Origin of the sequence: Streptomyces sp. NPDC097981, from assembly GCF_040302565.1 — a bacterium.
Taxonomy (GTDB): Bacteria; Actinomycetota; Actinomycetes; order Streptomycetales; family Streptomycetaceae; genus Streptomyces.
Window position 1 is genome coordinate 60,782 of sequence record NZ_JBEORW010000018.1, and the last position, 24,631, is coordinate 85,412.

19 protein-coding genes are annotated in these 24,631 nt (G+C 70.4%); 11 read left to right on the forward strand and 8 right to left on the reverse strand.

Annotation, left to right across the window (positions count from 1 at the left end; translation table 11 throughout):
* The first annotated feature begins 189 nt into the window (after positions 1–189).
* Positions 190–978 carry a ferritin-like domain-containing protein gene (locus tag ABTY04_RS19035; protein WP_352214496.1) on the forward strand — a complete coding sequence of 263 codons (789 nt, stop codon included), beginning with the start codon at positions 190–192 and terminating at the stop codon, positions 976–978.
* 37 nt (positions 979–1,015) lie between these two features.
* Here the strand turns inward: ABTY04_RS19035 and corA are convergent, their stop codons facing one another.
* A complete protein-coding gene (gene corA / locus ABTY04_RS19040; RefSeq protein ID WP_352214497.1) occupies positions 1,016–2,008 on the reverse strand; it encodes a magnesium/cobalt transporter CorA in 993 nt (330 codons plus the stop codon).
* 83 nt (positions 2,009–2,091) lie between these two features.
* Between corA and ABTY04_RS19045 the strand changes: the two genes are divergently transcribed.
* The 4 genes from ABTY04_RS19045 (at position 2,092) to mshC (ending at position 5,752) form a co-directional block, all read left to right on the forward strand.
* Positions 2,092–2,835 carry a histidine phosphatase family protein gene (locus ABTY04_RS19045; RefSeq protein WP_352214498.1) on the forward strand — a complete coding sequence of 248 codons (744 nt, stop codon included), beginning with the start codon at positions 2,092–2,094 and terminating at the stop codon, positions 2,833–2,835.
* A gap of 120 nt (positions 2,836–2,955) precedes the next feature.
* The gene (locus tag ABTY04_RS19050; RefSeq protein WP_352214499.1) at positions 2,956–3,546 is read left to right on the forward strand and encodes a DUF3090 domain-containing protein; all 591 of its coding nucleotides are present in this window, start codon (positions 2,956–2,958) and stop codon (positions 3,544–3,546) included.
* Positions 3,510–4,412, forward strand: coding sequence for an SCO1664 family protein (locus tag ABTY04_RS19055; RefSeq protein WP_352214500.1), 903 nt, complete (start codon positions 3,510–3,512; stop codon positions 4,410–4,412). The genes ABTY04_RS19050 and ABTY04_RS19055 overlap by 37 nt, the downstream gene beginning before the upstream one ends.
* Positions 4,413–4,522: 110 nt before the next feature.
* Positions 4,523–5,752 carry a cysteine--1-D-myo-inosityl 2-amino-2-deoxy-alpha-D-glucopyranoside ligase gene (gene mshC, locus ABTY04_RS19060; protein WP_352214501.1) on the forward strand — a complete coding sequence of 410 codons (1,230 nt, stop codon included), beginning with the start codon at positions 4,523–4,525 and terminating at the stop codon, positions 5,750–5,752.
* 99 nt (positions 5,753–5,851) lie between these two features.
* Here the strand turns inward: mshC and ABTY04_RS19065 are convergent, their stop codons facing one another.
* The 5 genes from ABTY04_RS19065 to ABTY04_RS19085 all read right to left on the reverse strand — a co-directional run bounded on the left by ABTY04_RS19065 (position 5,852) and on the right by ABTY04_RS19085 (position 12,087).
* Entirely contained in the window at positions 5,852–6,844 is a 993-nt protein-coding gene (locus tag ABTY04_RS19065; protein ID WP_352214502.1) for a PAC2 family protein, read from the reverse strand.
* 127 nt (positions 6,845–6,971) lie between these two features.
* Positions 6,972–8,579 carry a glycerol-3-phosphate dehydrogenase/oxidase gene (locus ABTY04_RS19070; RefSeq protein ID WP_352214503.1) on the reverse strand — a complete coding sequence of 536 codons (1,608 nt, stop codon included), beginning with the start codon at positions 8,577–8,579 and terminating at the stop codon, positions 6,972–6,974.
* Positions 8,580–8,617: 38 nt separating this feature from the next.
* Positions 8,618–10,144 (reverse strand): glycerol kinase GlpK, encoded by a 1,527-nt coding sequence (glpK, locus tag ABTY04_RS19075; RefSeq protein WP_352214504.1) that lies wholly within the window; start codon positions 10,142–10,144, stop codon positions 8,618–8,620.
* Positions 10,145–10,219: 75 nt separating this feature from the next.
* On the reverse strand, positions 10,220–11,002 hold the full coding sequence (locus ABTY04_RS19080; RefSeq protein WP_352214505.1) for an MIP/aquaporin family protein: 783 nt from the start codon (positions 11,000–11,002) through the stop codon (positions 10,220–10,222).
* A gap of 317 nt (positions 11,003–11,319) precedes the next feature.
* Complete coding sequence (locus ABTY04_RS19085) at positions 11,320–12,087, reverse strand: IclR family transcriptional regulator (protein ID WP_352214506.1); 768 nt, start codon at positions 12,085–12,087, stop codon at positions 11,320–11,322.
* Between the two features lie 252 nt (positions 12,088–12,339).
* On the opposite strand from ABTY04_RS19085, the gene metH reads away from it, so the two are divergent.
* The 4 genes from metH (at position 12,340) to ABTY04_RS19105 (ending at position 20,429) form a co-directional block, all read left to right on the forward strand.
* Positions 12,340–15,864, forward strand: a complete 3,525-nt coding sequence (metH, locus tag ABTY04_RS19090; protein WP_352214507.1) for a methionine synthase — start codon at positions 12,340–12,342, stop codon at positions 15,862–15,864.
* 114 nt (positions 15,865–15,978) lie between these two features.
* Complete coding sequence (locus tag ABTY04_RS19095) at positions 15,979–16,680, forward strand: HAD family hydrolase (protein ID WP_352214508.1); 702 nt, start codon at positions 15,979–15,981, stop codon at positions 16,678–16,680.
* A gap of 479 nt (positions 16,681–17,159) precedes the next feature.
* On the forward strand, positions 17,160–18,764 hold the full coding sequence (locus ABTY04_RS19100) for an ABC transporter substrate-binding protein (protein ID WP_352214509.1): 1,605 nt from the start codon (positions 17,160–17,162) through the stop codon (positions 18,762–18,764).
* Between the two features lie 84 nt (positions 18,765–18,848).
* Positions 18,849–20,429 (forward strand): ABC transporter substrate-binding protein, encoded by a 1,581-nt coding sequence (locus tag ABTY04_RS19105; RefSeq protein ID WP_352214510.1) that lies wholly within the window; start codon positions 18,849–18,851, stop codon positions 20,427–20,429.
* A gap of 101 nt (positions 20,430–20,530) precedes the next feature.
* Here the strand turns inward: ABTY04_RS19105 and ABTY04_RS19110 are convergent, their stop codons facing one another.
* On the reverse strand, positions 20,531–21,205 hold the full coding sequence (locus ABTY04_RS19110) for a response regulator (protein ID WP_352214511.1): 675 nt from the start codon (positions 21,203–21,205) through the stop codon (positions 20,531–20,533).
* A 65-nt stretch (positions 21,206–21,270) separates the two neighbouring features.
* The gene (locus tag ABTY04_RS19115) at positions 21,271–22,206 is read right to left on the reverse strand and encodes a RecB family exonuclease (protein ID WP_352214512.1); all 936 of its coding nucleotides are present in this window, start codon (positions 22,204–22,206) and stop codon (positions 21,271–21,273) included.
* Between ABTY04_RS19115 and ABTY04_RS19120 the strand changes: the two genes are divergently transcribed.
* Positions 22,103–23,599 carry a site-2 protease family protein gene (locus ABTY04_RS19120; RefSeq protein ID WP_352214513.1) on the forward strand — a complete coding sequence of 499 codons (1,497 nt, stop codon included), beginning with the start codon at positions 22,103–22,105 and terminating at the stop codon, positions 23,597–23,599. The two genes, ABTY04_RS19115 and ABTY04_RS19120, sit on opposite strands and share 104 nt — an antisense overlap.
* Positions 23,600–23,617: 18 nt before the next feature.
* Positions 23,618–24,547, forward strand: coding sequence for a tRNA (adenine-N1)-methyltransferase (locus tag ABTY04_RS19125; RefSeq protein WP_352214514.1), 930 nt, complete (start codon positions 23,618–23,620; stop codon positions 24,545–24,547).
* The last annotated feature ends 84 nt before the right edge of the window (positions 24,548–24,631 follow it).

Genomic DNA, 24,631 nt, shown 5'->3' on the forward strand with positions numbered 1-24,631 from the left:
CCCGTCAGGGCAACGCCTGCGGCCGTGGTGGGGGCTCGGGGGGTCTTCCCCGCCACGGCCGACACAGTCAACAACGCGTGCGGCGCCCTCCGGGTTACGCCCGCGCGTTGACCCGTTCGCGTCGTTCGTTCGGCCGAGTAGTACGACGCATCGGTTGCCCGGCCCCCCGATCGGCCGTTGACTCGATGCATGCTCTCTGCCCGCAGCCTGTTCCAGGAGATCGTCGACGACGACGCCGCGTTCCAGCTGTTCTGTTCCATCGCCGCCAGCGGGGAGTCCCAGGGCGGCTGGGAGAACGCCCGGATCGCGGCCCTGGTGCCCGACAGCATGCGCGAGCTCGCGCCCAAGATCACCCGGCACGGCGCCGACGAGGACAAGCACGGCCGGATCTTCCGGGCCCTGCTCCGCAAACGCGGCCTGCCGCCCGTCCCCGTGCCGCCCGAGACCGACTACACGATGCTGCTGGAGCGGCGCGGCATCGGCCTCGCGCACGACAAGCTGCGCCGTGACGAGCCGCTGACCGAGAGGGACATCGTCGTCTACCTCGCGCACAGCCGGGTCACCGAACAGCGCGCCGCCGACCAGATGGTCATGCTCGTCCGGCAGTTCGGGGACCACCCGGACGTCGGCAGGGCCATCCGCATGATCAGCCACGACGAGGACAACCACCTCGCCTACTGCCATGAGGAGTTGCTCCGCCTCGTCCGCAGGGGACACGGCCGCACGATCCAGCAGGTGCTGCGCGAGAGCGCCCTCACCGAGATCTGCGTCCACCGCGACGTGAGCCTCGCCGTCATGGGCCACATGGGCCGGCTGCTGCGCTGGCCCGCGCCCAAGGCGGCCGCGCTGGCCGCCGGGATCCGCGGGGTGTACGCGTACGAGCGGTTCGCCGGCTGGCACCGGATGATCGGCCTCAGCCTGCCGGAGCGGCGCAACGCGCTGGGCGGGGCACCGGTGGGCGCCCCCGAGTACGCCTAGCCGCGGACGGCCACGGCCACGGCCCCGCCGGCGTCCGCTACAGCCAGCCGCGGGTCTTGAACAGGCGGTGCAGGCCCAGACAGGCGGCCGCCATCACCAGGAGCACCGCCGGATAGCCCCAGGCGTGCCGGAGCTCCGGCATGTGCTCGAAGTTCATCCCGTAGATCCCCGCCACCATCGTCGGGACGGCCGCCATCGCCGCCCATGCCGAGATCTTGCGCATGTCGTCGTTCTGCCGGACGCCCATCTGCGCCAGGTGCGCGGCCAGCGCGTCCGACAGCAGCCGGTCCAGCCCCTCGATGTACTCGCTCGCCTTGGTCAGGTGGTCCGCGACGTCGCGGAAGAACGGCTGCGCGTGCTCGTGCACGAAGGGCACGTTCCCGAACGCGAGGCGGTCCATCGGCTGGAGCAGCGGGCTCGTCGCCCGGCGGAACTCCAGCACCTGCCGCTTGAAGCCGTAGATCCGGGCGGCGGTGTTCTTGGTGTCCGTGGCGTTCGGCGCGAAGACGTCGGCCTCCACCTCCTCCAGGTCGGCCTGGAGCTCGGCCGCGACCTCGATGTAGTGGTCGACCACCGCGTCCGACACCGCGTACAGCACCGCCGTCGGCCCGTGCCGCAGGACCTCCGGCTCCTGCTCCAGCCGATGCCGTACGGCCGTCAGCGCGGCCCCCTCCCCGTGCCGGACCGTGACCACGAAGGAGTCGCCGATGAACACCATCAGCTCGCCCGTGCTCACCGTGTCGGCGTCGTCGTCGTACATCACCGGCTTGAGGACGACGAACAGCGAGTCGTCGTACACCTCCAGCTTCGGGCGCTGGTGCGCGGTCAGCGCGTCCTCCACCGCCAGCTTGTGCAGCCCGAACTCCTGGCTGACGTGCTCGAACTCGTCCTCCGTCGGTTCGTACATGCCGACCCAGAGGAAGGCGTCACCGCCCGCCCGCGCCTCGTCCAGGGCCTCCGAGAGGTCCTCGGGCGCGGCGGAGCGGCGGCCGTCCCGGTACATGGCGCAGTCGACTATCACGCGGGGCATTGTCCCCCGTGCGCGCCCCGCCCGCACCCTGCGCACTCCACGGCCCCTGCTCTTCCCGCACGACAGGGCCTAGGCTTGCGCCCATGGCCACGCTGATCCTCGTACGACACGGGCGGTCCACCGCCAACACCGCAGGGCTGCTCGCCGGATGGACACCGGGAGTGGCCCTCGACGAGCGGGGCGCCGAGCAGGCGGCGGCGCTGCCCGCGCGGCTGGCCTCGGTGCCGCTCGCAGCCGCCGTCACCAGCCCGCTCCAGCGCTGCCGGGAGACCCTCGCGCCGCTGCTCGCCGCGCGTCCGGAGCTGGAGCTGCACACGGACGACCGGATCGGCGAATGCCACTACGGCGACTGGTCGAACCGCAAACTCTCGGAGCTCTCCGATGAACCGCTGATGAAGATCGTGCAGCAGCATCCCTCGGCCGCCGCGTTCCCCGGCGGGGAGTCCATGCGCGCCATGCAGGCGCGTGCCGTGGACGCCGTACGCGAGTGGAACGCGCGGATCGAGGAGGAGCACGGGAGCGACGCCGTGTTCCTGATGTGCTCGCACGGGGACATCATCAAGTCCCTCGTCGCGGACGCCCTGGGCATGCACCTGGACCTCTTCCAGCGCATCCACGTGGATCCCTGCTCGGTGACGGCCGTCCGCTACACGCCGACGCGGCCCTTCCTGCTGCGCCTCGGCGACACCGGGGACTTCGGCTCGCTCGCCCCGCGCCCGGACCGGGCACCGGAAGCGGACACGACCGCGGCGGACACCGAGACCTTCGAGAGCGCGACCGAAGACGGCGGGAACGCGGTCGTGGGAGGCGGCGCGGGCGCGGGGTGATCGAACGGCGCAGTAGGGTGGACTGGCCCGAAGAGCAGAGCACACATCCGCATGCGCGCAGCCCTGCCCCTGCCTCCCCCAGACTCCGTCCGGGGGGACCCCCAGACTTGGAGACTGGACGTGCCCCGTCAGGTGTTCCTCTACGACCCGCCGGACCGCTTCGTGGCCGGCACGGTCGGTCTTCCGGGACGCCGTACGTTCTTCCTGCAGGCCTCATCCGGCCCCCGCGTCACCAGCGTCTCCCTGGAGAAGACCCAGGTCGCGGCGCTGGCCGAGCGGATGGACGAGCTGCTGGACGAGGTCGTACGGCGCACCGGGGGCAATGCCCCGGTCCCGGCCGTCGCCCCCGCCGAGGCCACGGACACCGCGCCGCTGGACGTTCCGGTCGACGAGGAGTTCCGCGTCGGCACCATGGCCCTGGCCTGGGACGGCGAGGAACAGCGCATGATCGTCGAGGCGCAGGCGCTGGTGGAGCTCGAAGCGGACTCGGAGGAGGACCTCGCGGAGGCGGAGGAGCGGCTCCTCCAGGACGAGGAGAACGGCCCGCCGATGCTGCGGGTCCGGCTCACCGGCGCCCAGGCACGGGCCTTCGCCAAACGGGCGCTCGACGTGGTCAACGCCGGCCGGCCGCCGTGCCCGCTGTGCAGCCTGCCGCTGGATCCCGAGGGGCACGTGTGCCCGCGCCAGAACGGCTACCGGCGCCAGGCGTGACGGCCACGGGGGAGCATGAGGAACTGCTCGCCAAGGGCGAGCTGACGGTCGTCGGCCGGATCCGCGAGGCGTCCAACGCCGTACTGCTGTGCACGGTGACGTACGGGGGCGTGAGCGCAGACTGCGTGTACAAGCCGGTGAAGGGCGAGCGCCCGCTGTGGGACTTCCCGGACGGGAACCTGGCGCAGCGGGAGGTCGCCGCCTACCTGGTCTCCGAGGCCACGGGATGGGGCCTGGTGCCGACGACCGTGCTGCGCGACGGTCCGTACGGGGAGGGCATGGTCCAGCAGTGGATCGAGTCCGCGCCCGCGGACGGCGAGCAGGCAGAGCCCGCCGGGTCCGGGGACCCCACGGGGTCCGACGACCCCGCCGAGCCGTACGGGAGCGGCCTGCTGGCCCTCGTCGAGGGCGAGGAGGCGGGGGAGGGCTGGAAGCCGGTCGCCCTCGCCGACGTCGGGGAGGGCCGCACCGCGCTGCTGGTCCACGCCGACGACCCGCGGCTGCGCCGGCTCGCCGTCCTCGACGCCGTGATCAACAACGGCGACCGCAAGGGCGGCCACCTGCTGCCCGCGCCCGACGGACGGCTCTACGGCATCGACCACGGGGTGACCTTCCACCGCGAGGACAAGCTGCGGACCCTGCTGTGGGGCTGGGCGGGCGAACCGCTGACCGACGAGGCACGCGAGGTGCTGGCCTCGCTGGCCGCCCTGCTGGCCGAGGGGGAGCCGCTCGCCACCCGGCTGGCCGAACTGATCACGCCGGTCGAGCTGGCCGCCGTACGCGCCCGGGTGGCCCGTCTGCTGCGCACCGGGGTGCATCCGCAGCCCTCCGGGCAGTGGCCGGCGATCCCCTGGCCCCCCGTCTGACCAGGGCGGGCCCGGTACGCACAGAACCAGCCGGACCGCAAGAGTGCCGATCAAGCCAACAGTGCAGGTCCAGTTCGTTTTCGGAACACGCGTCCGGTTAGGCTCGACACATGCATGCCTGGCCCGCTTCTGAGGTCCCCGCCCTGCCCGGCAAGGGCCGCGACCTCCAGATCCACGACACCGCGACCCAGGGGACGATCACCCTCGCCCCCGGTCCCGTCGCCCGTATCTACGTCTGCGGTATCACCCCGTACGACGCGACCCACATCGGTCACGCGGCGACCTACAACGCGTTCGACCTCGTACAGCGCGTGTGGCTCGACACCAAGCGGCAGGTCCACTACGTCCAGAACGTGACGGACGTCGACGATCCGCTGCTGGAGCGGGCGCTGCGCGACGGCCACGACTGGACCGAGCTCGCGGAGCGCGAGACGGCCCTCTTCCGCGAGGACATGACCGCCCTGCGGATGCTGCCCCCGCAGCACTACATCGGCGCCGTCGAAGCCATACCGGGCATCGTGCCGCTGGTGGAGCGGCTGCGCGACGCCGGTGCGGCGTACGAGCTGGACGGCGACTTCTACTTCTCGGTCGAGTCCGACGCGCACTTCGGCGGCGTCTCGAACCTCGACGCCGCGGCCATGCGGCTGCTCTCCGCGGAGCGCGGCGGCGACCCGGAGCGCCCGGGGAAGAAGAACCCGCTGGACCCGATGCTGTGGATGGCGGCGCGTCCGGGCGAGCCGAGCTGGGACGGCGGCTCGCTGGGCCGCGGCCGGCCCGGCTGGCACATCGAGTGCGTCGCCATCGCCCTGGACCACCTGGGCATGGGCTTCGACATCCAGGGCGGCGGGTCCGACCTGGCGTTCCCGCACCACGAGATGGGCGCGTCGCACGCGCAGGTGCTGACGGGCGAGTTCCCGATGGCCAAGGCGTACGTGCACGCGGGCATGGTCGCGCTGCACGGCGAGAAGATGTCGAAGTCGAAGGGCAACCTGGTCTTCGTCTCCGCGCTGCGGCGCGCCGGGGTGGACCCGGCGGCGATCCGCCTCGCCCTGCTCTCGCACCACTACCGCGCCGACTGGGAGTGGACGGACGAGGTCCTCGAACAGGCGGTGGCCCGCCTGGAGCGCTGGCGCGCGGCCGTGTCCCGCCCGGACGGCCTGCCGGCGGACGCCCTCGTCGAGGAGGTCCGCGAGGCCCTGTCGAACGACCTGGACGCCCCGGCCGCGCTGGCCGCCGTGGACCGCTGGGTGGACGCCCAGAACGCCTCGGACGGCGACGACGAGTCGGCGCCGGGCCTGGTCTCCCGCACGGTCGACGCGCTCCTGGGCGTGGCCCTCTAGCGGCTCCGCGGAGCCGTTGCCGGGGCTCCGGCCCCGGACCCCGCACACGCGGACGCCGGCCGGGCTGCACAGCAGCCGGGCCGGCGTCCGCGTGTGCGGCTACGCCTCCGGGGGCGTGTCCTCGTCGTCCGCCGGCGGAGTCTCCGTCTCCGCCCCCGGTTCGGGGTCCGCCCTGCGCTTCGGATGGCGGGTCAGACCGCTGGTCGTGTCGCGCAGGTACGAGGAGCCGTCACCCGGCTGCTCCGGCGCCGCCGGATCGCGGCGCCGCAGGTACCGCTCGAACTCCCGGGCGATCGCATCCCCCGACGCCTCCGGCAGGTCGGCCGTGTCCCGGGCCTCCTCCAGCGTCTGGACGTACTCCGCCACCTCGCTGTCCTCCGCGGCCAGTTGGTCCACGCCGAGCTGCCAGGCCCGTGCGTCCTCCGGCAGTTCGCCCAGCGGGATCCGGATGTCGATCAGATCCTCCAGCCGGTTCAGCAGGGCCAGCGTCGCCTTCGGGTTCGGCGGCTGGGAGACGTAGTGCGGGACCGCCGCCCACAGGGACACGGCCGGCACCCCGGCGTGGGTGCAGGCCTCCTGGAGGATGCCCACGATCCCGGTCGGGCCCTCGTACTTGGTCTCCTCCAGGTCCATCGTCCGTGCCAGGTCCGGGTCCGAGGTGACACCGCTGACCGGCACCGGCCGCGTGTGCGGTGTGTCCCCGAGCAGTGCGCCCAGGATCACCACCATCTCCACGCCCAGTTCGTGCGCGAAGCCCAGGATCTCGTTGCAGAACGACCGCCACCGCATGGACGGTTCGATCCCCCGTACCAGCACGAGGTCACGCGGCTTCGCACCGCCGATCCGCACGACCGACAGTCTCGTCGTCGGCCACGTGATCTTCCGTACCCCGTTGTCCAGCCACACCGTCGGCCTGTTGACCTGGAAGTCGTAGTAGTCCTCGGCGTCCAGCGCCGCGAAGACCTCGCCCTTCCACTCCCGGTCCAGGTGCGCGACTGCACCGGAGGCCGCGTCACCCGCGTCGTTCCAGCCCTCGAACGCGGCCACCATGACCGGGTCGATCAGCTCGGGCACGCCCTCAAGCTCGATCACCCAGGTCTCCTTCCGAAGTTCCCTTGCGTACGTGGGTCAGCCTAAGCCTTGGGACGACACCGGCCACAGCCCACGACAGAGGGGCGGTTCCCCTCGGAACCGCCCCTCTTCCCCACCTGCGCGAGAGCTATGCCTTGCGGCCCAGCATCTCCTCGACCCGTGCGCGCACGGAGTCGTCGTCCAGACCGCGGACCGTCACCGTGGTGCGGCGGCGGAGCACGTCGTCGACCGTCTCGGCCCACTCGTTGTCCCGGGCGTAGGCGACCTGCGCCCAGATCTCCGGCCCGTCCGGGTGGATCCGCTCGGCCAGCGCCGGGTCCTCGTTCGCGAGCCGCGCGATGTCGAAGGCCAGCGAGCCGTAGTGCGAGGCCAGGTGGCGGGCGGTCAGCGGGTCCATCCGCGAGCCCGGCTCGCGGTCCACCAGCAGGCGGTGCGCGACGGCGTTCGGGTTGGCGACACCGGGCAGCGGCACCCGGCGCACCAGCGACTTCACCGGCTCCATGTCGTCGGTCAGCGGGCTGCCGGGCAGCTTGGCCAGCTTGTCCATGACCACGCGGCCGATGTGGCGGTACGTCGTCCACTTGCCGCCGGCCACCGACAGCATGCCGCCGGCGCCCTCGGAGACGACCGTCTCGCGCTTGGCCTTCTCGACCCCGCCGGGGCCTCCGGGCAGCACGCGCAGGCCGGCGAAGGCGTACGTCATCAGCGAGCGGTCCAGGTCCGCGTCCTTCACCGAGAACGCGGCCTCGTCCAGGATCTGCTGGATGTCGGACTCGGTGGCGCGCACGTCCGCCGGGTCCCCCTCGTACACCTCGTCGGTGGTGCCGAGCAGGAGCTGGTCCTCCCACGGGAGGGCGAACGTGATGCGGTACTTGTCGATCGGGGTGGCCATGGCGGCCTTCCACGGCGACTTGCGCTTCATGACGATGTGCGCGCCCTTGGACAGGCGGATCGACGGCATCGAGTGCTTGTCTTCCATGCGCCGCAGGTGGTCCACCCACGGGCCGGTGGCGTTGAGCACGACGCGCGCGTCGACGCCGAACTCGGTGCCGTCGAGGCGGTCCTTGAGCTCGGCACCGGAGACCCGGCCGCGCGTCATGCGCAGGCCGGTGACCTCGGCGTGGTTGAGGACGACGGCGCCCGACTCGACGGCCGCGCGGACCGTCATGACGGCGACGCGGGAGTCGTTCATCTGGTGGTCGTAGTAGACCGCGACGGCCTTCAGGTTGTCCGTCTTCAGACCGGGGTTGTCGGCGGCGGCACGGGCAGGGGATATGACCTTGCCCATGCCGTCGCCGAAGGCCGAGAGGGCGGAGTAGGCGAAGACGCCCGCGCCCAGCTTGGCCGCACCCACCGGACCGCCCTTGTAGACCGGCAGGTAGAACGTGAGCGGGTTGACCAGGTGCGGGGCCACGTCCTTGGCCAGCACCCGCCGCTCGTGGTGGTTCTCGGCCACCAGCTTGACCGCGCCGGTCTGCAGGTAGCGCAGACCGCCGTGGACCAGCTTCGAGGAGGCGGAGGAGGTGGCGCCGGCGAAGTCGCCGGCGTCCACCATGGCAACCCGCAGACCCGACTGCGCGGCGTGCCAGGCCACCGAGGTGCCCAGGATTCCACCGCCGATGACCAGCAGGTCGTACGTGGCCTTCGCCAGCTGCTCACGGGTCTCGGCACGGCTCGCGTTCGAACCGGCGGTCGGGTGCGTGCCCAGGGCGGGAACGCTCTGCAGGGTGCTCATATCTCTCAGCTCCTCGTCGATTGACTCAGCTGGTGCGGTCAGCTGGCGTCTTCGTGGTCGATCCAGCCCATGGACCGCTCGACGGCCTTGAGCCAGTTCTTGTACTCGCGGTCCCGCTGCTCGGCGGGCATCCGCGGGGTCCACTCCGCCGCGCGGCGCCAGTTGGCGCGCAGGGCGTCGGTGTCGGGCCAGAAGCCGACGGCCAGGCCGGCGGCGTAGGCGGCGCCGAGGCAGGTGGTCTCCGCGACCATCGGACGGACCACGGGGGCGTCCACGAAGTCGGAGAGGGTCTGCATCAGCAGGTTGTTGGAGGTCATGCCGCCGTCGACCTTCAGGGCCGTGAGCTCGACGCCCGAGTCCTTGGTCATGGCGTCGGTGATCTCGCGGGTCTGCCAGGCGGTGGCCTCCAGGACGGCACGGGCGATGTGCGCCTTGGTGACGTACCGGGTGAGGCCGGCGATCACACCGCGGGCGTCGGAGCGCCAGTACGGGGCGAACAGGCCGGAGAAGGCCGGCACGAAGTACGCGCCGCCGTTGTCCTCGACCGAGAGCGCGAGGGTCTCGATCTCGGCCGCGGTCTTGATCATGCCCATCTGGTCGCGCATCCACTGGACGAGCGAGCCGGTGACGGCGATGGAGCCCTCCAGGGCGTAGACCGGCTTCTGGTCGCCGATCTTGTAGCCGACCGTGGTCAGCAGGCCGCTGTAGGAGTTGATGACCTTGTCGCCGGTGTTCATCAGCATGAACGTGCCGGTGCCGTACGTGGACTTGGCCTCGCCCTCGGCGAAACAGGTCTGGCCGAAGAGCGCGGCCTGCTGGTCACCGAGCGCCGAGGCGACCGGGACACCGGCGAGGACGCCGTCCTTGACGTGGCCGTAGACCTCGGCGGAGGACTTGATCTCGGGGAGGATGTCGAGCGGCACCTCCATGGACTCCGCGATCTTGGCGTCCCACTCCAGGGTGTGCAGGTTCATCAGCATGGTGCGCGAGGCGTTGGTGACGTCCGTGACGTGCACACCGCCCTGGGCACCACCGGTGAGGTTCCAGATGACCCACGAGTCCATGGTGCCGAAGAGGATGTCGCCGGCCTCGGCGCGCTCGCGCAGGCCCTCGACGTTGTCGAGCAGCCAGCGGGCCTTCGGACCGGCGAAGTAGCTCGCCAGCGGCAGGCCGGTCTCGCGGCGGAAGCGGTCCTGGCCGACGTTGCGGCCGAGCTCCTTGCACAGGGCGTCGGTGCGGGTGTCCTGCCAGACCAGCGCGTTGTGCACCGGCACGCCGGTGTTCTTGTCCCACAGGACGGTGGTCTCGCGCTGGTTGGTGATGCCGACGGCCTTGACGTCCGCGGCGGTGATCTCGGCCTTGGCGATGGCCCCGGCGACGACCTCCTGGACGTTGGTCCAGATCTCGGTGGCGTCGTGCTCGACCCAGCCCGGCTTCGGGAAGATCTGCTCGTGCTCCTTCTGGTCGACGGCGACGATGCGGCCGTCGCGGTCGAAGACGATGCAGCGGGAAGAGGTGGTGCCCTGGTCGATCGCGGCGATGAACGGGCCGGTGCTGCTGGTCATGTGGCTGCTCCTGGCAGGTCTAGGCAGGCGGAATCAGGTGGGCAGTGCGGATCTTGCGATACGTGCCGATACTGATCAGGCGAACGCGATGTTGTACAGACCACCGGCGAGGGCGGCGCCGACGAGCGGGCCGACCACCGGGATCCAGGAGTAGCCCCAGTCGGAGCCGCCCTTGTTGGGGAGCGGCAGCAGGGCGTGGACGATGCGCGGACCGAGGTCGCGGACCGGGTTGATGGCGTAGCCGGTCGGACCGCCGAGCGAGAGGCCGATGCCGACGACGACGAAGGAGGTGATCAGGACGCCGATGACGCCGAGGCCCTTGCCGCCGTCCTGGAGCCCCTCGGTCAGGATCGCCAGGACCAGCACGGCCGTGCCGATGATCTCGGTCACGAGGTTCTGGACGACGTTGCGGATCTCGGGGCCGGTGGAGAAGACACCGAGCACCGGGCCGGCCTGGTCGTGCGGGTGCGGGTCCTCAGGGCCGAGCTTGGCGTCCTTGATGTGCTCCGGGTCGGAGAGGTGCGCCCGGAACTGTCCGTAGTACGTGATCCACATCAGCACCGCGCCGAGCATGGCGCCGAGGAGCTGTCCGGCGAAGTAGACCGGAGTGTTGCTCCAGTCGCCGTTCTTGATGGCCAGGCCGACGGTGACCGCCGGGTTGAGGTGCGCACCGGAGAGCGGGGCGGACACGTAGGCGGCGATCAGAACGGCGAAACCCCAGCCGAACGTGATCGCGAGCCAGCCTGCGTTCCGGGCCTTGGAGCTCTTGAGCGTCACGGCGGCGCAGACGCCACCGCCGAGCAGTGTGAGCAGAGCGGTACCGATGGTCTCGCCGATGAAGATGTCGGAGGTGGACACCCGCGACTCCTTTGCCTTGCGTCCAGGGGGTGGGCGGACACCGGGTCCCGTCCGGTGATCCGCGCACTCGGTGAGTGCTTCACCGGTCCTTGGCCTTGCCACACCCTAGCGCGTATTGCCGGTAGGTGTTCGACAATGCCGACCGATGAACGGCAGTTTTCCGCCCAGGTGAAGAACGCGTCAAGGGTTGGCCAGGCCAAAGTGTCGGATCGTTACCACTAGGTGCGATCAGCCAAACCCAGCCACCAGATGGCCGGGATGTGACGAAAAGAGGGCAGGAAGCGGCCAGGTGGTGGCCGAAAAGTGCGGGAAGGGGCCTAGAACCGGCCCGCGCCGAGATCGCGTGAAACAGCGCGCGCGCAGTCCCGGACGGACGCCACGAGGCTCGCCCGGGGCTCCCCGGCCTCCCCGCAGACCCGCTCCACGGCCCCCGCGACCGCCACCGCGCCCACCGGCATCCGCCGCCGGTCGTGGATCGGCGCCGCCACCGAGGCGATGCCGTCCCAGGTCTCCTCGATGTCCGCGGCCCAGCCGCGCGCCCGCGTCAGGTCGAGGATCTCCTCGAAACCCGCGCCGTCGATGACCGTCCGGGGCGTGAACGCCTCGCGCTCCGCCTCCAGGGCCTCGGTGTGGGCGACCGGGTCGTACGCGGAGAGCACCTTGCCCAGGGCCGTCGAGTGCAGCGGCTGCATGGCCCCCACCTCCAGCACCTGGCGGCTGTCGTCAGGGCGGAACACGTGGTGCATGATCAGCACCCCGCTCTGGTGGAGCACGCCCACGTACACGCTCTCGCCGCTCGCCCGGGCGAGATCATCCGTCCAGACCAGTGCGCGGGCGCGCAGCTCGTGCACGTCCAGGTAGCTGTTGCCCAGCCGCAGCAGCTCCGCGCCCAGCTGGTAGCGGCCCGAGGCGGGGTCCTGCTCCACGAATCCCTCGGCCTGGAGCGTGCGCAGAATCCCGTGCGCCGTGCCCTTGGCCAGGCCCAGGGAGCTGGCCACGTCCGAGAGGCCCAGCCGGCGCTCGCCGCCTGCCAGGAGTCGCAGCATCGCAGCGGCTCGTTCGAGCGACTGGATGTTCCGTGCCATCGCGCAGCCTCCTGCTGACGTAGTTCGACAATGCTGAACACTATCGGTCGATGTCGACCTTGCGCATGCTTGGGCAACTGTTCAGGCCTCCGTCGCCCAGGACACCCCTGGCAGACCCCCGCGCACAGAATGCAGTCCGCCACGTGGGACAGCCCCACCGGGGTTGCCACCACGCGGTTACCCTGACCGCGTGCACCCTTGACACAGCGAGGGTGCAAAGCCGACAGCCGTCGCATCCCAGGGAGCTCAACCATGGCCTCGTTGCCGAACCCGCCCGCTGACACCCAGACCCGGGCCGATGCCCTCCGAGAGGCGCTCGCGACCCGCGTGGTCGTCGCCGACGGAGCCATGGGAACGATGCTCCAGGCGCAGGACCCCAGCCTTGAGGACTTCCAGCAGCTCGAAGGCTGCAACGAGGTGCTGAACATCACCCGCCCCGACATCGTGCGCTCCGTCCACGACGCGTACTTCGCGGTGGGCGTGGACTGCGTCGAGACCAACACCTTCGGCGCGAACTTCGCGGCGCTCGCCGAGTACGACATCCCCGAACGCAACTTCGAGCTGTCGGAGTCCGGCGCCCGGATCGCCCGCAAGGTCGCCGACGAGTACACCGCCCGGACCGGACAGCAGCGCTGGGTCCTCGGCTCCATGGGCCCCGGCACCAAGCTGCCCACCCTCGGCCACATCGACTACGCGACGATCCGCGACGCCTACCAGGTCAACGCCGAGGGCCTGATCTCCGGCGGGGCCGACGCCCTGCTCGTCGAGACCACCCAGGACCTCCTGCAGACCAAGTCCTCCATCATCGGCGCCCGGCGCGCGATGGAGGCCCTCGGCGTCTCCGTCCCGCTGATCTGCTCCGTGACCGTCGAGACCACCGGCACCATGCTGCTCGGCTCCGAGATCGGCGCCGCGCTCACCGCGCTGGAACCGCTCGGCATCGACATGATCGGCCTGAACTGCGCCACCGGCCCCGCCGAGATGAGCGAGCACCTGCGCCACCTCGCCCGCAACGCGCGCATCCCGCTCTCCTGCATGCCCAACGCCGGCCTGCCCGTCCTCGGCAAGAACGGCGCCCACTACCCGCTGTCCGCGCCCGAGCTCGCCGACGCCCAGGAGACCTTCGTCCGCGAGTACGGGCTCTCCCTCGTCGGCGGCTGCTGCGGCACGACGCCGGAGCACCTGCGCCAGGTCGTCGAGCGGGTCCGCGACCTGAGCCCGGCCGTCCGCGAGCCCCGGCCGGAGCCCGGCGCGTCCTCGCTGTACCAGGCCGTCCCGTTCCGCCAGGACACCGCGTACATGGCGATCGGCGAGCGGACGAACGCGAACGGCTCGAAGAAGTTCCGCGAGGCCATGCTCGACGCCCGCTGGGACGACTGCGTCGAGATGGCCCGCGACCAGATCCGCGAGGGCGCGCACATGCTCGACCTGTGCGTGGACTACGTCGGCCGCGACGGCGTCGCCGACATGAAGGAGCTCGCCGGCCGCTTCGCCACGGCCTCGACGCTGCCGATCGTCCTGGACTCCACCGAGGTTCCCGTCATCCAGGCGGGCCTGGAGAAGCTGGGCGGCCGCGCCGTCATCAACTCGGTGAACTACGAGGACGGCGACGGCCCCGAGTCCCGCTTCGCGAAGGTCACCCGGCTGGCCCGGGAGCACGGCGCCGCGCTGATCGCGCTGACCATCGACGAGGAGGGCCAGGCCCGCACCGCCGAGCACAAGGTCGCCATCGCCGAGCGCCTGATCGCCGACCTGACCGGCAACTGGGGCATCAACGAGTCGGACATCCTCATCGACACGCTGACGTTCACCATCTGCACCGGGCAGGAGGAGTCCCGCAAGGACGGCATCGCGACGATCGAGTCGATCCGCGAGCTCAAGCGCCGCCACCCGGACGTCCAGACCACGCTCGGCCTGTCGAACATCTCCTTCGGCCTGAACCCGGCCGCCCGCGTGCTGCTGAACTCGGTCTTCCTCGACGAGTGCGTCAAGGCGGGCCTGGACTCCGCGATCGTGCACGCCTCCAAGATCCTGCCCATCGCGCGCTTCGACGACGAGCAGGTGAGCACCGCCCTCGACCTGATCCACGACCGCCGGACCGAGGGCTACGACCCGCTGCAGAAGCTGATGGCCCTCTTCGAGGGCGTCAACACCAAGTCGCTCAAGGCGGGCCGCGCCGAGGAGCTCCTCGCGCTCCCGCTGGAGGAGCGGCTGCAGCGCCGCATCATCGACGGCGAGAAGAACGGCCTGGAGGCCGACCTCGACGAGGCCCTGCAGACCCGCGCGGCCCTCGACATCGTCAACGACACCCTCCTGGAGGGCATGAAGGTCGTCGGCGAGCTCTTCGGCTCCGGCCAGATGCAGCTTCCGTTCGTCCTCCAGTCCGCCGAGGTCATGAAGACGGCGGTCGCGTACCTCGAACCGCACATGGAGAAGACCGATGACGAGGGGAAGGGCACCATCGTGCTCGCCACCGTCCGCGGCGACGTCCACGACATCGGCAAGAACCTCGTCGACATCATCCTGACCAACAACGGCTACAACGTCGTCAACATCGGCATCAAGCAGCCGGTCTCCGCGATCCTCGAAGCCGCGCAGGAGCACAAGGCCGACGTCATCGGCATGTCCGGCCTGCTCGTGAAGTCGACCGTGATCATGAAGGAGAACCTGGAGGAGCTCAACCAGCGCAAGCTGGCGGCCGACTACCCGGTGATCCTCGGCGGCGCGGCCCTCACCCGCGCCTACGTCGAGCAGGACCTCCACGAGATCTACGAGGGCGAGGTCCGCTACGCCCGCGACGCCTTCGAGGGCCTGCGTCTCATGGACGCCCTGATCGCCGTCAAGCGCGGCGTCCCCGGCGCGAGCCTGCCCGAGCTCAAGCAGCGCCGGGTCGCCAAGCGGACGCAGACACCTGGGGGCCCCGTCCTCCAGGCGGACGAGCCGGAGGAGCCGGGCGGCCGCTCCGACGTCGCCGTCGACAACCCGGTCCCCACCCCGCCGTTCTGGGGCACCCGCGTGGTCAAGGGCATCCCTCTGAAGGACTACGCCTCCTGGCTGGACGAGGGCGCGCTGTTCAAGGGACAGTGGGGCCTGAAGCAGGCCCGCGCCGGCGGGGCCACGTACGAGGAGCTCGTCGAGTCCGAGGGCCGGCCGCGGCTGCGCGGCCTCCTCGACAAGCTGCACACCGAGAACCTGCTCGAAGCGGCCGTCGTCTACGGGTACTTCCCCTGCGTGTCCAAGGGCGAGGACCTGATCATCCTGGACGAGCAGGGCAACGAGCGGACCCGCTTCACCTTCCCGCGCCAGCGCCGCGGCCGCCGCCTGTGCCTCGCCGACTTCTTCCGCCCGGAGGAGTCCGGAGAGACCGACGTCGTCGGCCTCCAGGTCGTCACGGTCGGGTCGAGGATCGGCGAGGCCACGGCCAAGCTGTTCGAGTCCGACTCCTACCGCGAGTACCTGGAGCTGCACGGCCTGTCCGTCCAGCTCGCCGAGGCCATGGCCGAGTACTGGCACGCCCGCGTCCGCGCCGAGCTCGGCTTCGGCGGGGAGGACCCGGCCGCCGTCGAGGACATGTTCGACCTCAAGTACCGCGGCGCCCGCTTCTCGCTGGGCTACGGAGCCTGCCCCGACCTGGAGGACCGCGCCAAGATCGCCGACCTCCTGCAGCCGGAGCGGATCGGCGTCCACCTCTCCGAGGAGTTCCAGCTCCACCCGGAGCAGTCCACCGACGCGATCGTCATCCACCACCCCGAAGCGAAGTATTTCAACGCACGCTGACGCGTACCGACGTACACTTGTCGGTCCCATACAGGCCGGTCGCCTGTTCCCCGGGGGATGCCCCATGGGGATAGAGGCGGCCGGCCTTCGCGTCCCCCGAAAGAGGTGTGCCGGATGACCAGCACCGTTCCCGCGCCCGTCGCCCTTACGGCCGACGGGCATGCCCTCCAGGCGGTGCTGCTGGACATGGACGGCACCCTCGTCGACACCGAGGGCTTCTGGTGGGAGATCGAGGTGGACGTCTTCGGCGAGCTCGGCCACCGGCTGGAGGAGTCCTGGCGCGACATCGTCGTCGGCGGTCCCATGACCCGCAGCGCCGCCTTCCTCATCGAGTCCACCGGCGCCGCCATCACCCTTTCGGACCTGAGCGTCCTGCTCAACGAGCGCTTCGAGGCGCGGATCGCCGACCAGGTGCCGCTGATGCCGGGGGCCGAGCGGCTCCTGGCCGAGCTGGCCCGGCACAACGTGCCCACCGCCCTCGTCTCCGCCTCGCACCGCCGCGTCATCGACCGGGTGCTGCGCACCCTGGGCCCCGACCGGTTCGCGCTGAGCGTGGCCGGCGACGAGGTGGTCCGCACCAAGCCGCACCCCGACCCGTACCTGCTGGCCGCCCGGACCCTCGGCGCCCACCCCTCGCGGTGCGCGGTCATCGAGGACACCGCGACCGGCGTCGCCTCCGCCGAGGCCGCCGGCTGCCGCGTCGTGGCCGTCCCCTCGGTCGGCGTCATCCCGCCCGCCCCGGGCCGGACCATCGTCCGCTCGCTGGAGGACGTCGACCTTCCGTTCCTGCGCTCCCTCATCACTCCGATGAACTGACCGCATACGCTCAGTGCCGAACGGAAGGGCCGCCAGACCGCGATCCCGCGGAAGGATCTTCCGTTCTATGGCCCGGAGGCTGAAATTCCATCCTTTCCGTGGCGAGTGTCCCGGGTGACCTTTGTCACCCGCCAAGCCCCCGACGGACCTGTCGGGGGGCTTGGAACGCTTCCCTTGTGTCCGGATTGATCAGCTCCTGACCGAATCTGCGGTGACTCCACATAGACAGGCAGTCCGCACCCATCACCGTGCGAATACCCCCCAAGTCCTGCCAGTTCAAGCCATCCCGTCCCAGGCCACTAATGTCGACGCGGGCACTACGCCGCACCGCTGCCGCCCCGGACGCACACCCTTGCGCCGGGACCGCGTGGACCGATCGTCACAACACCGGCCCGATCGTTCCGCCCTGAACGGGCGACCGCCGCGAAGTGCCCTCTACGCCGCTTAAAACAAGTGCCGGTCAAGGGAGTACTTCCAGCATGAACCGCAAGACCCTGGTGCTGACGGCCGCGGCCGGACTGCTCACCCCCGTGCTCGCCGCATGCGGCAGCACGAGCGGGAACGGAGCAGGATCCGGAGCGATCGTCGTCGGCACCACCGACCGGTTCGAGGCAGCCGACTACGCTCCCGCACCGTTCGACCCGGCCTACGCCTACGACGCCGGCGCCTGGAACGTCCTGCGGCAGACCGTCCAGACGCTGATGCACACCCCCCGCGGCGGCGGCCAGCCCGTCCCCGAAGCGGCCTCCGACTGCCGCTTCACCGACACGGGCAACGAGAGCTACCGCTGCACCCTGCGCCCCGGCCTCAAGTTCGCGGGCGGCGAGCCGCTCACCGCCAAGGACGTCAAGTTCTCCATCGACCGCGTCCTCGCCATCAAGGACGAGAACGGCCCCTCCTCGCTGCTCTCCACCCTCGACACCGTCGAGGTGAAGGCCGCCGACACGGTCGTCTTCCACCTGAAGACCCCCGACGCGACCTTCCCGTACAAGCTCTCCACCCCGGCCGCCGGCATCGTGAGCGAGAAGAACTACGACGCCAAGAAGCTCCGCGAGGGCTTCTCCGTCGACGGATCCGGCCCGTACACGATGAAGGCCGAGGTCAAGGACAACCACCTCGTCCGGGCCGTCTTCACCAAGAACCCGAACTACAAGGGCGACCTCAAGCTGCAGAACGACAAGGTCGAACTGCGCACCTTCGCCGACTCCGCCGCCATGAGCAAGGCACTCACCGCCGGGTCCGTCCACATGGTCTCCCGCACCCTGTCGCCGGCCCAGATCGCCGAGTTCTCCGCCAAGCCGCCCAAGGGCGTCAAGCTGGTCCCGATGCCCGGCCTGGAGATCCGCTACATCGGCTTCAACACCGAGGCCCCGGCCGTCAAGGACAAGGCCGTACGCCAGGCCCTCGCCGCCGCCGTCGACCGCAACGCGATCATCGACAAGGTCTACGGCAAGGGCGCGCAGCCGCTGTACTCGCTGGTCCCCACCACCGTCACCGGCCACGTCAACTCCTTCTTCAACAAGTACGGCGAGGCCAACACCGCGAAGGCCGCCGACCTGCTGAAGGCCGCCGGGATCAAGACCCCCGTCAAACTGACGCTGAACTACACCAAGGACCACTACGGCGACGGCACGGCCACCGAGTTCGAGACGCTGAAGAACCAGCTGAACTCCACCCAGCTGTTCGACGTCACCGTCCAGGGCTCCGACTGGTCCGACTTCCGGCCCGCGCAGAAGAAGGGCGACTACGCCGCCTACGGGCTCGGCTGGTTCCCCGACTACCCGGACGCCGACAACTTCCTCGCTCCCTTCCTGGAGCAGGACAACTTCCTGGGCACGCCGTACGCGAACAGCACGGTGCGCACCAAGCTCATCCCCGAATCCCGGCGCGCCGTCGACCGCAACGTCGCCGTCCCCGCGATCACGGAGATGCAGGACATCGTCGCCGAGGACGTGCCCGTCCTGCCCCTGTGGCAGGGCAAGCAGTACGTCGCCGCACGCGACGGGATCACCGGAGTGGAGTGGTCGGTCAACGCCATCTCCGACCTCCAGCTGTGGGAACTCGGCCGCGGTGTCAGCGGCTGAGACCGGCAGCAACCGGCAGCAACCGGCGGCGGGTGTCGCAGGCCGGCGCAACGAAACAGTGAGACTGTGAAGGACGTTCGCGTGATGAGACGTAACCAGTGGTTGGCGGCCCCGCTCGGCGCAGCCACCGCCGCCGCGCTGCTCAGCGGTTGCGGTTCGACCGACAGCCCGACCGCCGGCGGCGGCAAGGGCGTGGTCATGGGAATATCCGACAAGGTGAAGTCCACCGACCCCGCATCGGGCTACGACCCGGGGTCCTGGCTGCTCTTCAACAACGTCTTCCAGTCCCTGCTGAGCTTCCCCAAGGGCGGCACCACGCCGGAGCCCGACGCCGCCCAGGCCTGCAACTTCGAGGGCGGCGACAGCAAGCTCTACAAGTGCACCCTGCGCACCGGCCTGAAGTTCAGCAACGGCAACGCCCTCACCTCCAAGGACGTCAAGTTCTCCTTCGAGCGCACGCTGAAGATCAATGACGACAACGGCCCCGCCGTGATGCTGTCCTCGATCGCCGGCATCGACACCCCCGACGACAACACCGTCGTCTTCCGCCTCAAGACGTCCGACGCGACCTTCCCCAGCAAGATCGCATCGGGCGCGGGCTCCATCGTCGACCACAGCGAGTACCCGGCGGACAAGCTCCGCACCGACGGCAAGGCCGTCGGCTCCGGCGTCTACAAGCTGGACTCGATCAACGAGAAGAGCGCCAGCTTCTCCGTCAACGACTCCTACAGCGGCAAGGCCAAGGCGAAGAACACCGGCGTCACCCTCAAGTTCTTCAACGAGGACCAGGCCGCCCTCAAGAAGGTCCTGGAAAGCGGCGAGGTCGACTTCGCCTTCCGCGGCCTCGCCGCCAAGGACATCGCCAGCCTGTCCTCCACCAAGACCGGGGACAACAAGGTCGACGTCGTCCAGGGCACCGGCGCCGAAGTCGAGCACCTCGTCTTCAACATGAACGACCCGGTCGCAGGAAAGCTCCCCATCCGCAAGGCCATCGCCTACCTCGTCGACCGCGAAGCGCTCGTCAAGGACGTCTACGACGGCACCGCGACCTCGCTGTACTCGATCGTCCCGGCCGGCATCGGCTCCCACAACACCGCCTTCTTCGACCGCTACGGCGGCAGCCCCCAGCCGAAGAAGGCCGAAGCCGTCCTGCGCGCCGCGGGCATCAAGGACAAGGTGAAGATCACCCTGTACTCGACGCCCACCCGCTACGGCCCGTCCACGGACCAGGAATTCCAGCTCATCGCCAAGCAGCTCAACGACAGCGGACTCTTCGAGGCCGACGTCAAGTCCGTCGAGTTCGGGCAGTACGAGAAGGACATCCAGGACGGCAAGTACGGCGTCTACGTGAAGGGCTGGGTGCCCGACTACCCGGACGCCGACAACTTCACGCAGCCGTTCTTCGGCCCGGACAACGTCCTGCACAACAACTACGACAACAAGGAGATCACCGGGACCATCATCCCGTCGACCTCCGCGAAGTCGGACCGCACCGCGGCCACCACCGACTACAACCGCCTCCAGGACATCGTCGCCGACGAGATCCCGATCCTCCCGCTCTGGCAGGGCAAGCAGTACGCCGTCACCCGCCAGAACGTGACGGGCCTGCAGTGGTCGCTGGACGCCTCCACCGTCTTCCGCTTCTGGGAGATCAGCAAGGGCTGACCCGCCCTCGGTACGGCGAAGGGGCCGGCAGCCGCGTGATGCGGCTGCCGGCCCCTTCGGGCTGTTCCCGGCCACTGCCCGGGGCGCTGCCGCCCGGCGGACTACTGCCCGGCGCCCGGCCGCACCAGACCGCTCTCGTACGCGTACACCGCAGCCTGCACCCGGTCACGCAGGCCCAGCTTCGTCAGCACGTGCCCCACGTGCGTCTTCACCGTCGTCTCGCTCACGAACAGGTCCGCCGCGATCTCCGCGTTCGACAGGCCGCGCGCCACCAGCTTCAGCACCTCGACCTCCCGCTCCGTCAGCGTGCCGAGCGTGTCCGGGACACGGTCCTCGCCCGACGGCAGATGCCCCGCGTACTTGTCCAGCAACCGCCGCGTGATGCTCGGCGCGAGCATCGCCTCGCCACCCGCCACCACCCGGATCGCCTGCACCAGCTCATTGGCCGGCACGTCCTTCAGCAGGAACCCGCTCGCCCCTGCCCGCAGCGCCTCCACCACGTACTCGTCCAGATCGAACGTGGTCAGCACGAGTACCTTCGCCGGCCCGTCCCGGCCCGGACCAGTGATCTGCCGGGTCGCCTCCACCCCGTCCATCCGGGGCATCCGGATGTCCATCAGCACCACATCGGGCTGCAGCGCCCGTACCTGGTCCAGCGCCTGCAGACCGTCCCCGGCCTCACCGACCACCGCCAGGTCCTGTTCGGCCTCCAGGATCATCCGGAAGCCGGTGCGCAGCAGCGGCTGGTCGTCGACCAGTAGGACGCGGATCGCCACAGGGGGTACCTCGTATTCGAACGGCGGCATCGACGGACGCCGCCCATTCTGCCCTGAACGGCCCCTCAGGATTCCCCCGGGCGACCCGCCGCCCCGGCCTCCGCCCCGCCCTCACGCCCGGCCCCGGACCCCGGCCTCGGGACGATCACCAGCGGATAGGCCGGGGGAGTCCCGCCGAACTCCGGACACACCGCCCGGTGATCGCACCAGCCGCACAGCTTCGTCGGCCGCGGCCGCCAGTCACCCGTCTCCGTCGCCTCCCTGATCGCATCCCACAGCGCCAGCAGCTTGCGCTCCACCCGCTCCAGATCCGCGACCACCGGGTCGTACGTCAGCACGTCCCCACTGCCCAGATACACCAGCTGCAGCCGCCGCGGCACCACCTGCTTCAGCCGCCACACCACCAGCGCGTAGAACTTCATCTGGAACAACGCACCCTCGGCATACTCCGGCCGCGGCGCCTTGCCCGTCTTGTAGTCGACGATCCGCACCTCGCCCGACGGCGCCACATCCACCCGGTCGATGATCCCGCGCAGCCGCAGCCCCGACTCCAGCTCCGTCTCCACGAAGAACTCCCGCTCCACCGGCTCCAGCCGCGTCGGGTCCTCCAGCGTGAACCACCGCTCCACCAGCGCCTCGGCCTCCATCAGCCAGCGCGCCAGCCCCGCCCCCTCGGCCCCGTCCGGAAACAGCTCCGACAACTCCGGCTTCGACTCCAGCAACCGGTCCCACTGCCCCGGAATCAACGCCTTCGCCCGCGGCGCCGTCCGCTCCTGCGCCGGATCGTCGAACAACCGCTCCAGCACCGCATGCACCAGTGTGCCCCGTGTCGCCGCCGCACTCGGCTTCTCCGGCAGCCTGTCGATCACCCGGAACCGGTACAGCAGAGGACACTGCATGAAATCGCTCGCCCGCGACGGGGACAGCGAAGAAGGCGCCACAGCGCACGGCGCTGCATCGGCATCGGCTGCGCCTGGAACCGGACCGGGGCTCGTCGTCATGGACAAAACCCTACGACCCGCCGCCGACAGCGCGCGCATACCATCGACGACGAGCCCCCTCGCACTGCATGATCGGAACATCACGCCGCGCCACCCGGCACCCCGCCCCGCACCGACCGTGCACCTGGACCACACTGAAAGCACCGCCGGCCGCAACCCGCCGGACAGCACCGAACGAAGGACAGCCGTGGCAGACACCGAGGACACCGGCGAGCGCGCAGACAAACGCTCCGGACCGGGCGGCGGCATCCTCATGGGCCGCCCCTTCGGCGTGCCCGTCTACGTCTCGCCCAGCTGGTTCCTCGTCGCCGCCCTCATCACCTGGGTCTTCGGCGACCAGCTCGACCGCGTCCTGCCCGACCTGGGCCCCGCCCGCTACCTGGTCTCCCTCTTCTTCGCCGTCGCCTTCTACGCCTCCGTCCTCGTCCACGAACTCGCCCACACCGTCGCCGCCCTCCGCTTCAAACTCCCCGTGCGACGCATCCAGCTCCAGTTCTTCGGCGGAGTCTCCGAAATCGAGAAGGAGTCCGAGAGCCCCGGCCGCGAATTCGTCCTCGCCTCCGTCGGCCCCCTCCTCTCCCTCCTCCTCGCCGGCGCCTTCTACCTCGGCATGGAACTCGTCGACCCCGCCACCGTCCCCGGCGTCCTCCTCGCCGGACTGATGATCTCCAACCTCCTCGTCGCCGCCTTCAACCTCCTGCCCGGCCTCCCCCTCGACGGCGGCCGCATGCTCCGCGCCCTCATCTGGGGCATCACCGGCAAACCCATGGCCGGCACCGTCGCCGCCGCCTGGATCGGCCGCGCCCTCGCCGTCGCCGTCCTCATCGGACTGCCGCTGATCACCCACACCGGCACCCTCGGCTCACGCACCGGAGCCAGCGAGTCGACCGGCATGAACACGGTCATGGACGCCCTGCTCGCCGCGATCCTCGCCGCCATCATCTGGACCGGCGCCGGCAACAGCCTGCGCATGGCCCGCCTGCGCGAACACCTCCCCGAACTACGCGCCCGCACCCTCACCCGCCGCGCCGTCCCCGTCGAAACCGACACCCCCCTCTCCGAAGCCCTGCGCCGCGCCGGCGAAGCAGGCGCCAGCGCCCTCGTCGTCGTCGACGGCCACGGCGACCCCACCGCCATCGTCCGCGAATCCGCCATCGTCTCGGTCCCCGAGCACCGCCGCCCGTGGGTCTCCGTGAACGGCCTCGCCCAAGACCTCACCGACGGCATGAAAGTCCCCGCCGACCTCACCGGCGAAGGACTCCTCGACCACCTGCGCACCCACCCCGCCACCGAATACCTCGTCATCGAACCCGGCGGCGCGATCTACGGCGTACTCTCCTCCCGAGACGTCGAAAAGGCCTTCGTGAAAGCCATGGCACGGCCCCAGCCCTGAAGCCAATACACTGGTCACATGTCCGAACCGACCGGTGCCGCCCGCCGACGCGGGCCCTTCAAGGTCGGGGACCAGGTTCAGCTCACCGACCCCAAGGGCCGCCACTACACGTTCACGCTCGAAGCAGGGAAGAATTTCCACACCCACAAGGGTTCCTTCCCGCACGACGAGCTGATCGGTGCTCCCGAGGGCAGTGTTGTCCGTACCACGGGGAACGTCGCGTACCTCGCGCTGCGCCCCCTGCTCCCCGACTATGTCCTGTCCATGCCCCGCGGTGCCGCCGTGGTCTACCCCAAGGACGCGGGCCAGATCCTGGCCTTCGCCGACATCTTCCCCGGCGCCCGCGTCGTCGAGGCAGGCGTGGGCTCCGGCTCCCTGAGCAGCTTCCTGCTGCGCGCCATCGGCGACCAGGGCATGCTCCACAGCTACGAGCGCCGCGCGGACTTCGCCGAGATCGCCACGGCCAACGTCGAGCGCTACTTCGGCGGCCCGCACCCCGCGTGGCAGCTGACCGTCGGCGACCTCCAGGACAACCTGTCCGACACCGACGTCGACCGCGTCATCCTCGACATGCTCGCCCCCTGGGAGTGCCTGGAGGCCGTCTCCAAGGCCCTCGTCCCCGGCGGCATCCTGTGCTGCTACGTGGCCACCACCACCCAGCTCGCCCGCACCGTCGAATCCATCCGCGAGTTCGGCTGCTACGCCGAACCGCAGCCCTGGGAATCGATGATCCGCAACTGGCACGTCGAAGGCCTGGCCGTCCGCCCGGACCACCGGATGATCGGCCACACCGGCTTCCTCGTCACCGCCCGCCGCCTCGCGGACGGCGTCGAGCCCCCGATGCGCCGCCGCCGCCCCGCCAAGGGCGCCTACGGCGAGGACTACGACGGACCCGGAAGCCAGTCCGGTGGGGGCACCTCCCAGGGGAGCTCCGGCGACCGCGGCTGACACCGGCTCCGGCCGACCCCGCCGCACCCCAACACCAAGGCGCTGTGGCGCAGTTCCCCGGACGATCCGGGAACTGCGCCACAG

Bases quoted from the DNA above. Each gene is read 5' to 3' on its own strand.
- ABTY04_RS19120 (WP_352214513.1), top strand. From the start codon at position 22,103: ATGAAATCGCTCGCCCGCGACGGGGACAGCGAAGAAGGCGCCACAGCG.
- mshC (WP_352214501.1), top strand. From the start codon at position 4,523: ATGCATGCCTGGCCCGCTTCTGAGGTCCCCGCCCTGCCCGGCAAGGGC.
- ABTY04_RS19085 (WP_352214506.1), bottom strand. From the start codon at position 12,087: ATGGCACGGAACATCCAGTCGCTCGAACGAGCCGCTGCGATGCTGCGA.
- ABTY04_RS19045 (WP_352214498.1), top strand. From the start codon at position 2,092: ATGGCCACGCTGATCCTCGTACGACACGGGCGGTCCACCGCCAACACC.
- metH (WP_352214507.1), top strand. From the start codon at position 12,340: ATGGCCTCGTTGCCGAACCCGCCCGCTGACACCCAGACCCGGGCCGAT.
- ABTY04_RS19095 (WP_352214508.1), top strand. From the start codon at position 15,979: ATGACCAGCACCGTTCCCGCGCCCGTCGCCCTTACGGCCGACGGGCAT.
- corA (WP_352214497.1), bottom strand. From the start codon at position 2,008: ATGCCCCGCGTGATAGTCGACTGCGCCATGTACCGGGACGGCCGCCGC.
- ABTY04_RS19115 (WP_352214512.1), bottom strand. From the start codon at position 22,206: ATGACGACGAGCCCCGGTCCGGTTCCAGGCGCAGCCGATGCCGATGCA.
- ABTY04_RS19035 (WP_352214496.1), top strand. From the start codon at position 190: ATGCTCTCTGCCCGCAGCCTGTTCCAGGAGATCGTCGACGACGACGCC.
- ABTY04_RS19100 (WP_352214509.1), top strand. From the start codon at position 17,160: ATGAACCGCAAGACCCTGGTGCTGACGGCCGCGGCCGGACTGCTCACC.
- glpK (WP_352214504.1), bottom strand. From the start codon at position 10,144: ATGACCAGCAGCACCGGCCCGTTCATCGCCGCGATCGACCAGGGCACC.
- ABTY04_RS19070 (WP_352214503.1), bottom strand. From the start codon at position 8,579: ATGAGCACCCTGCAGAGCGTTCCCGCCCTGGGCACGCACCCGACCGCC.
- ABTY04_RS19125 (WP_352214514.1), top strand. From the start codon at position 23,618: ATGTCCGAACCGACCGGTGCCGCCCGCCGACGCGGGCCCTTCAAGGTC.
- ABTY04_RS19105 (WP_352214510.1), top strand. From the start codon at position 18,849: ATGAGACGTAACCAGTGGTTGGCGGCCCCGCTCGGCGCAGCCACCGCC.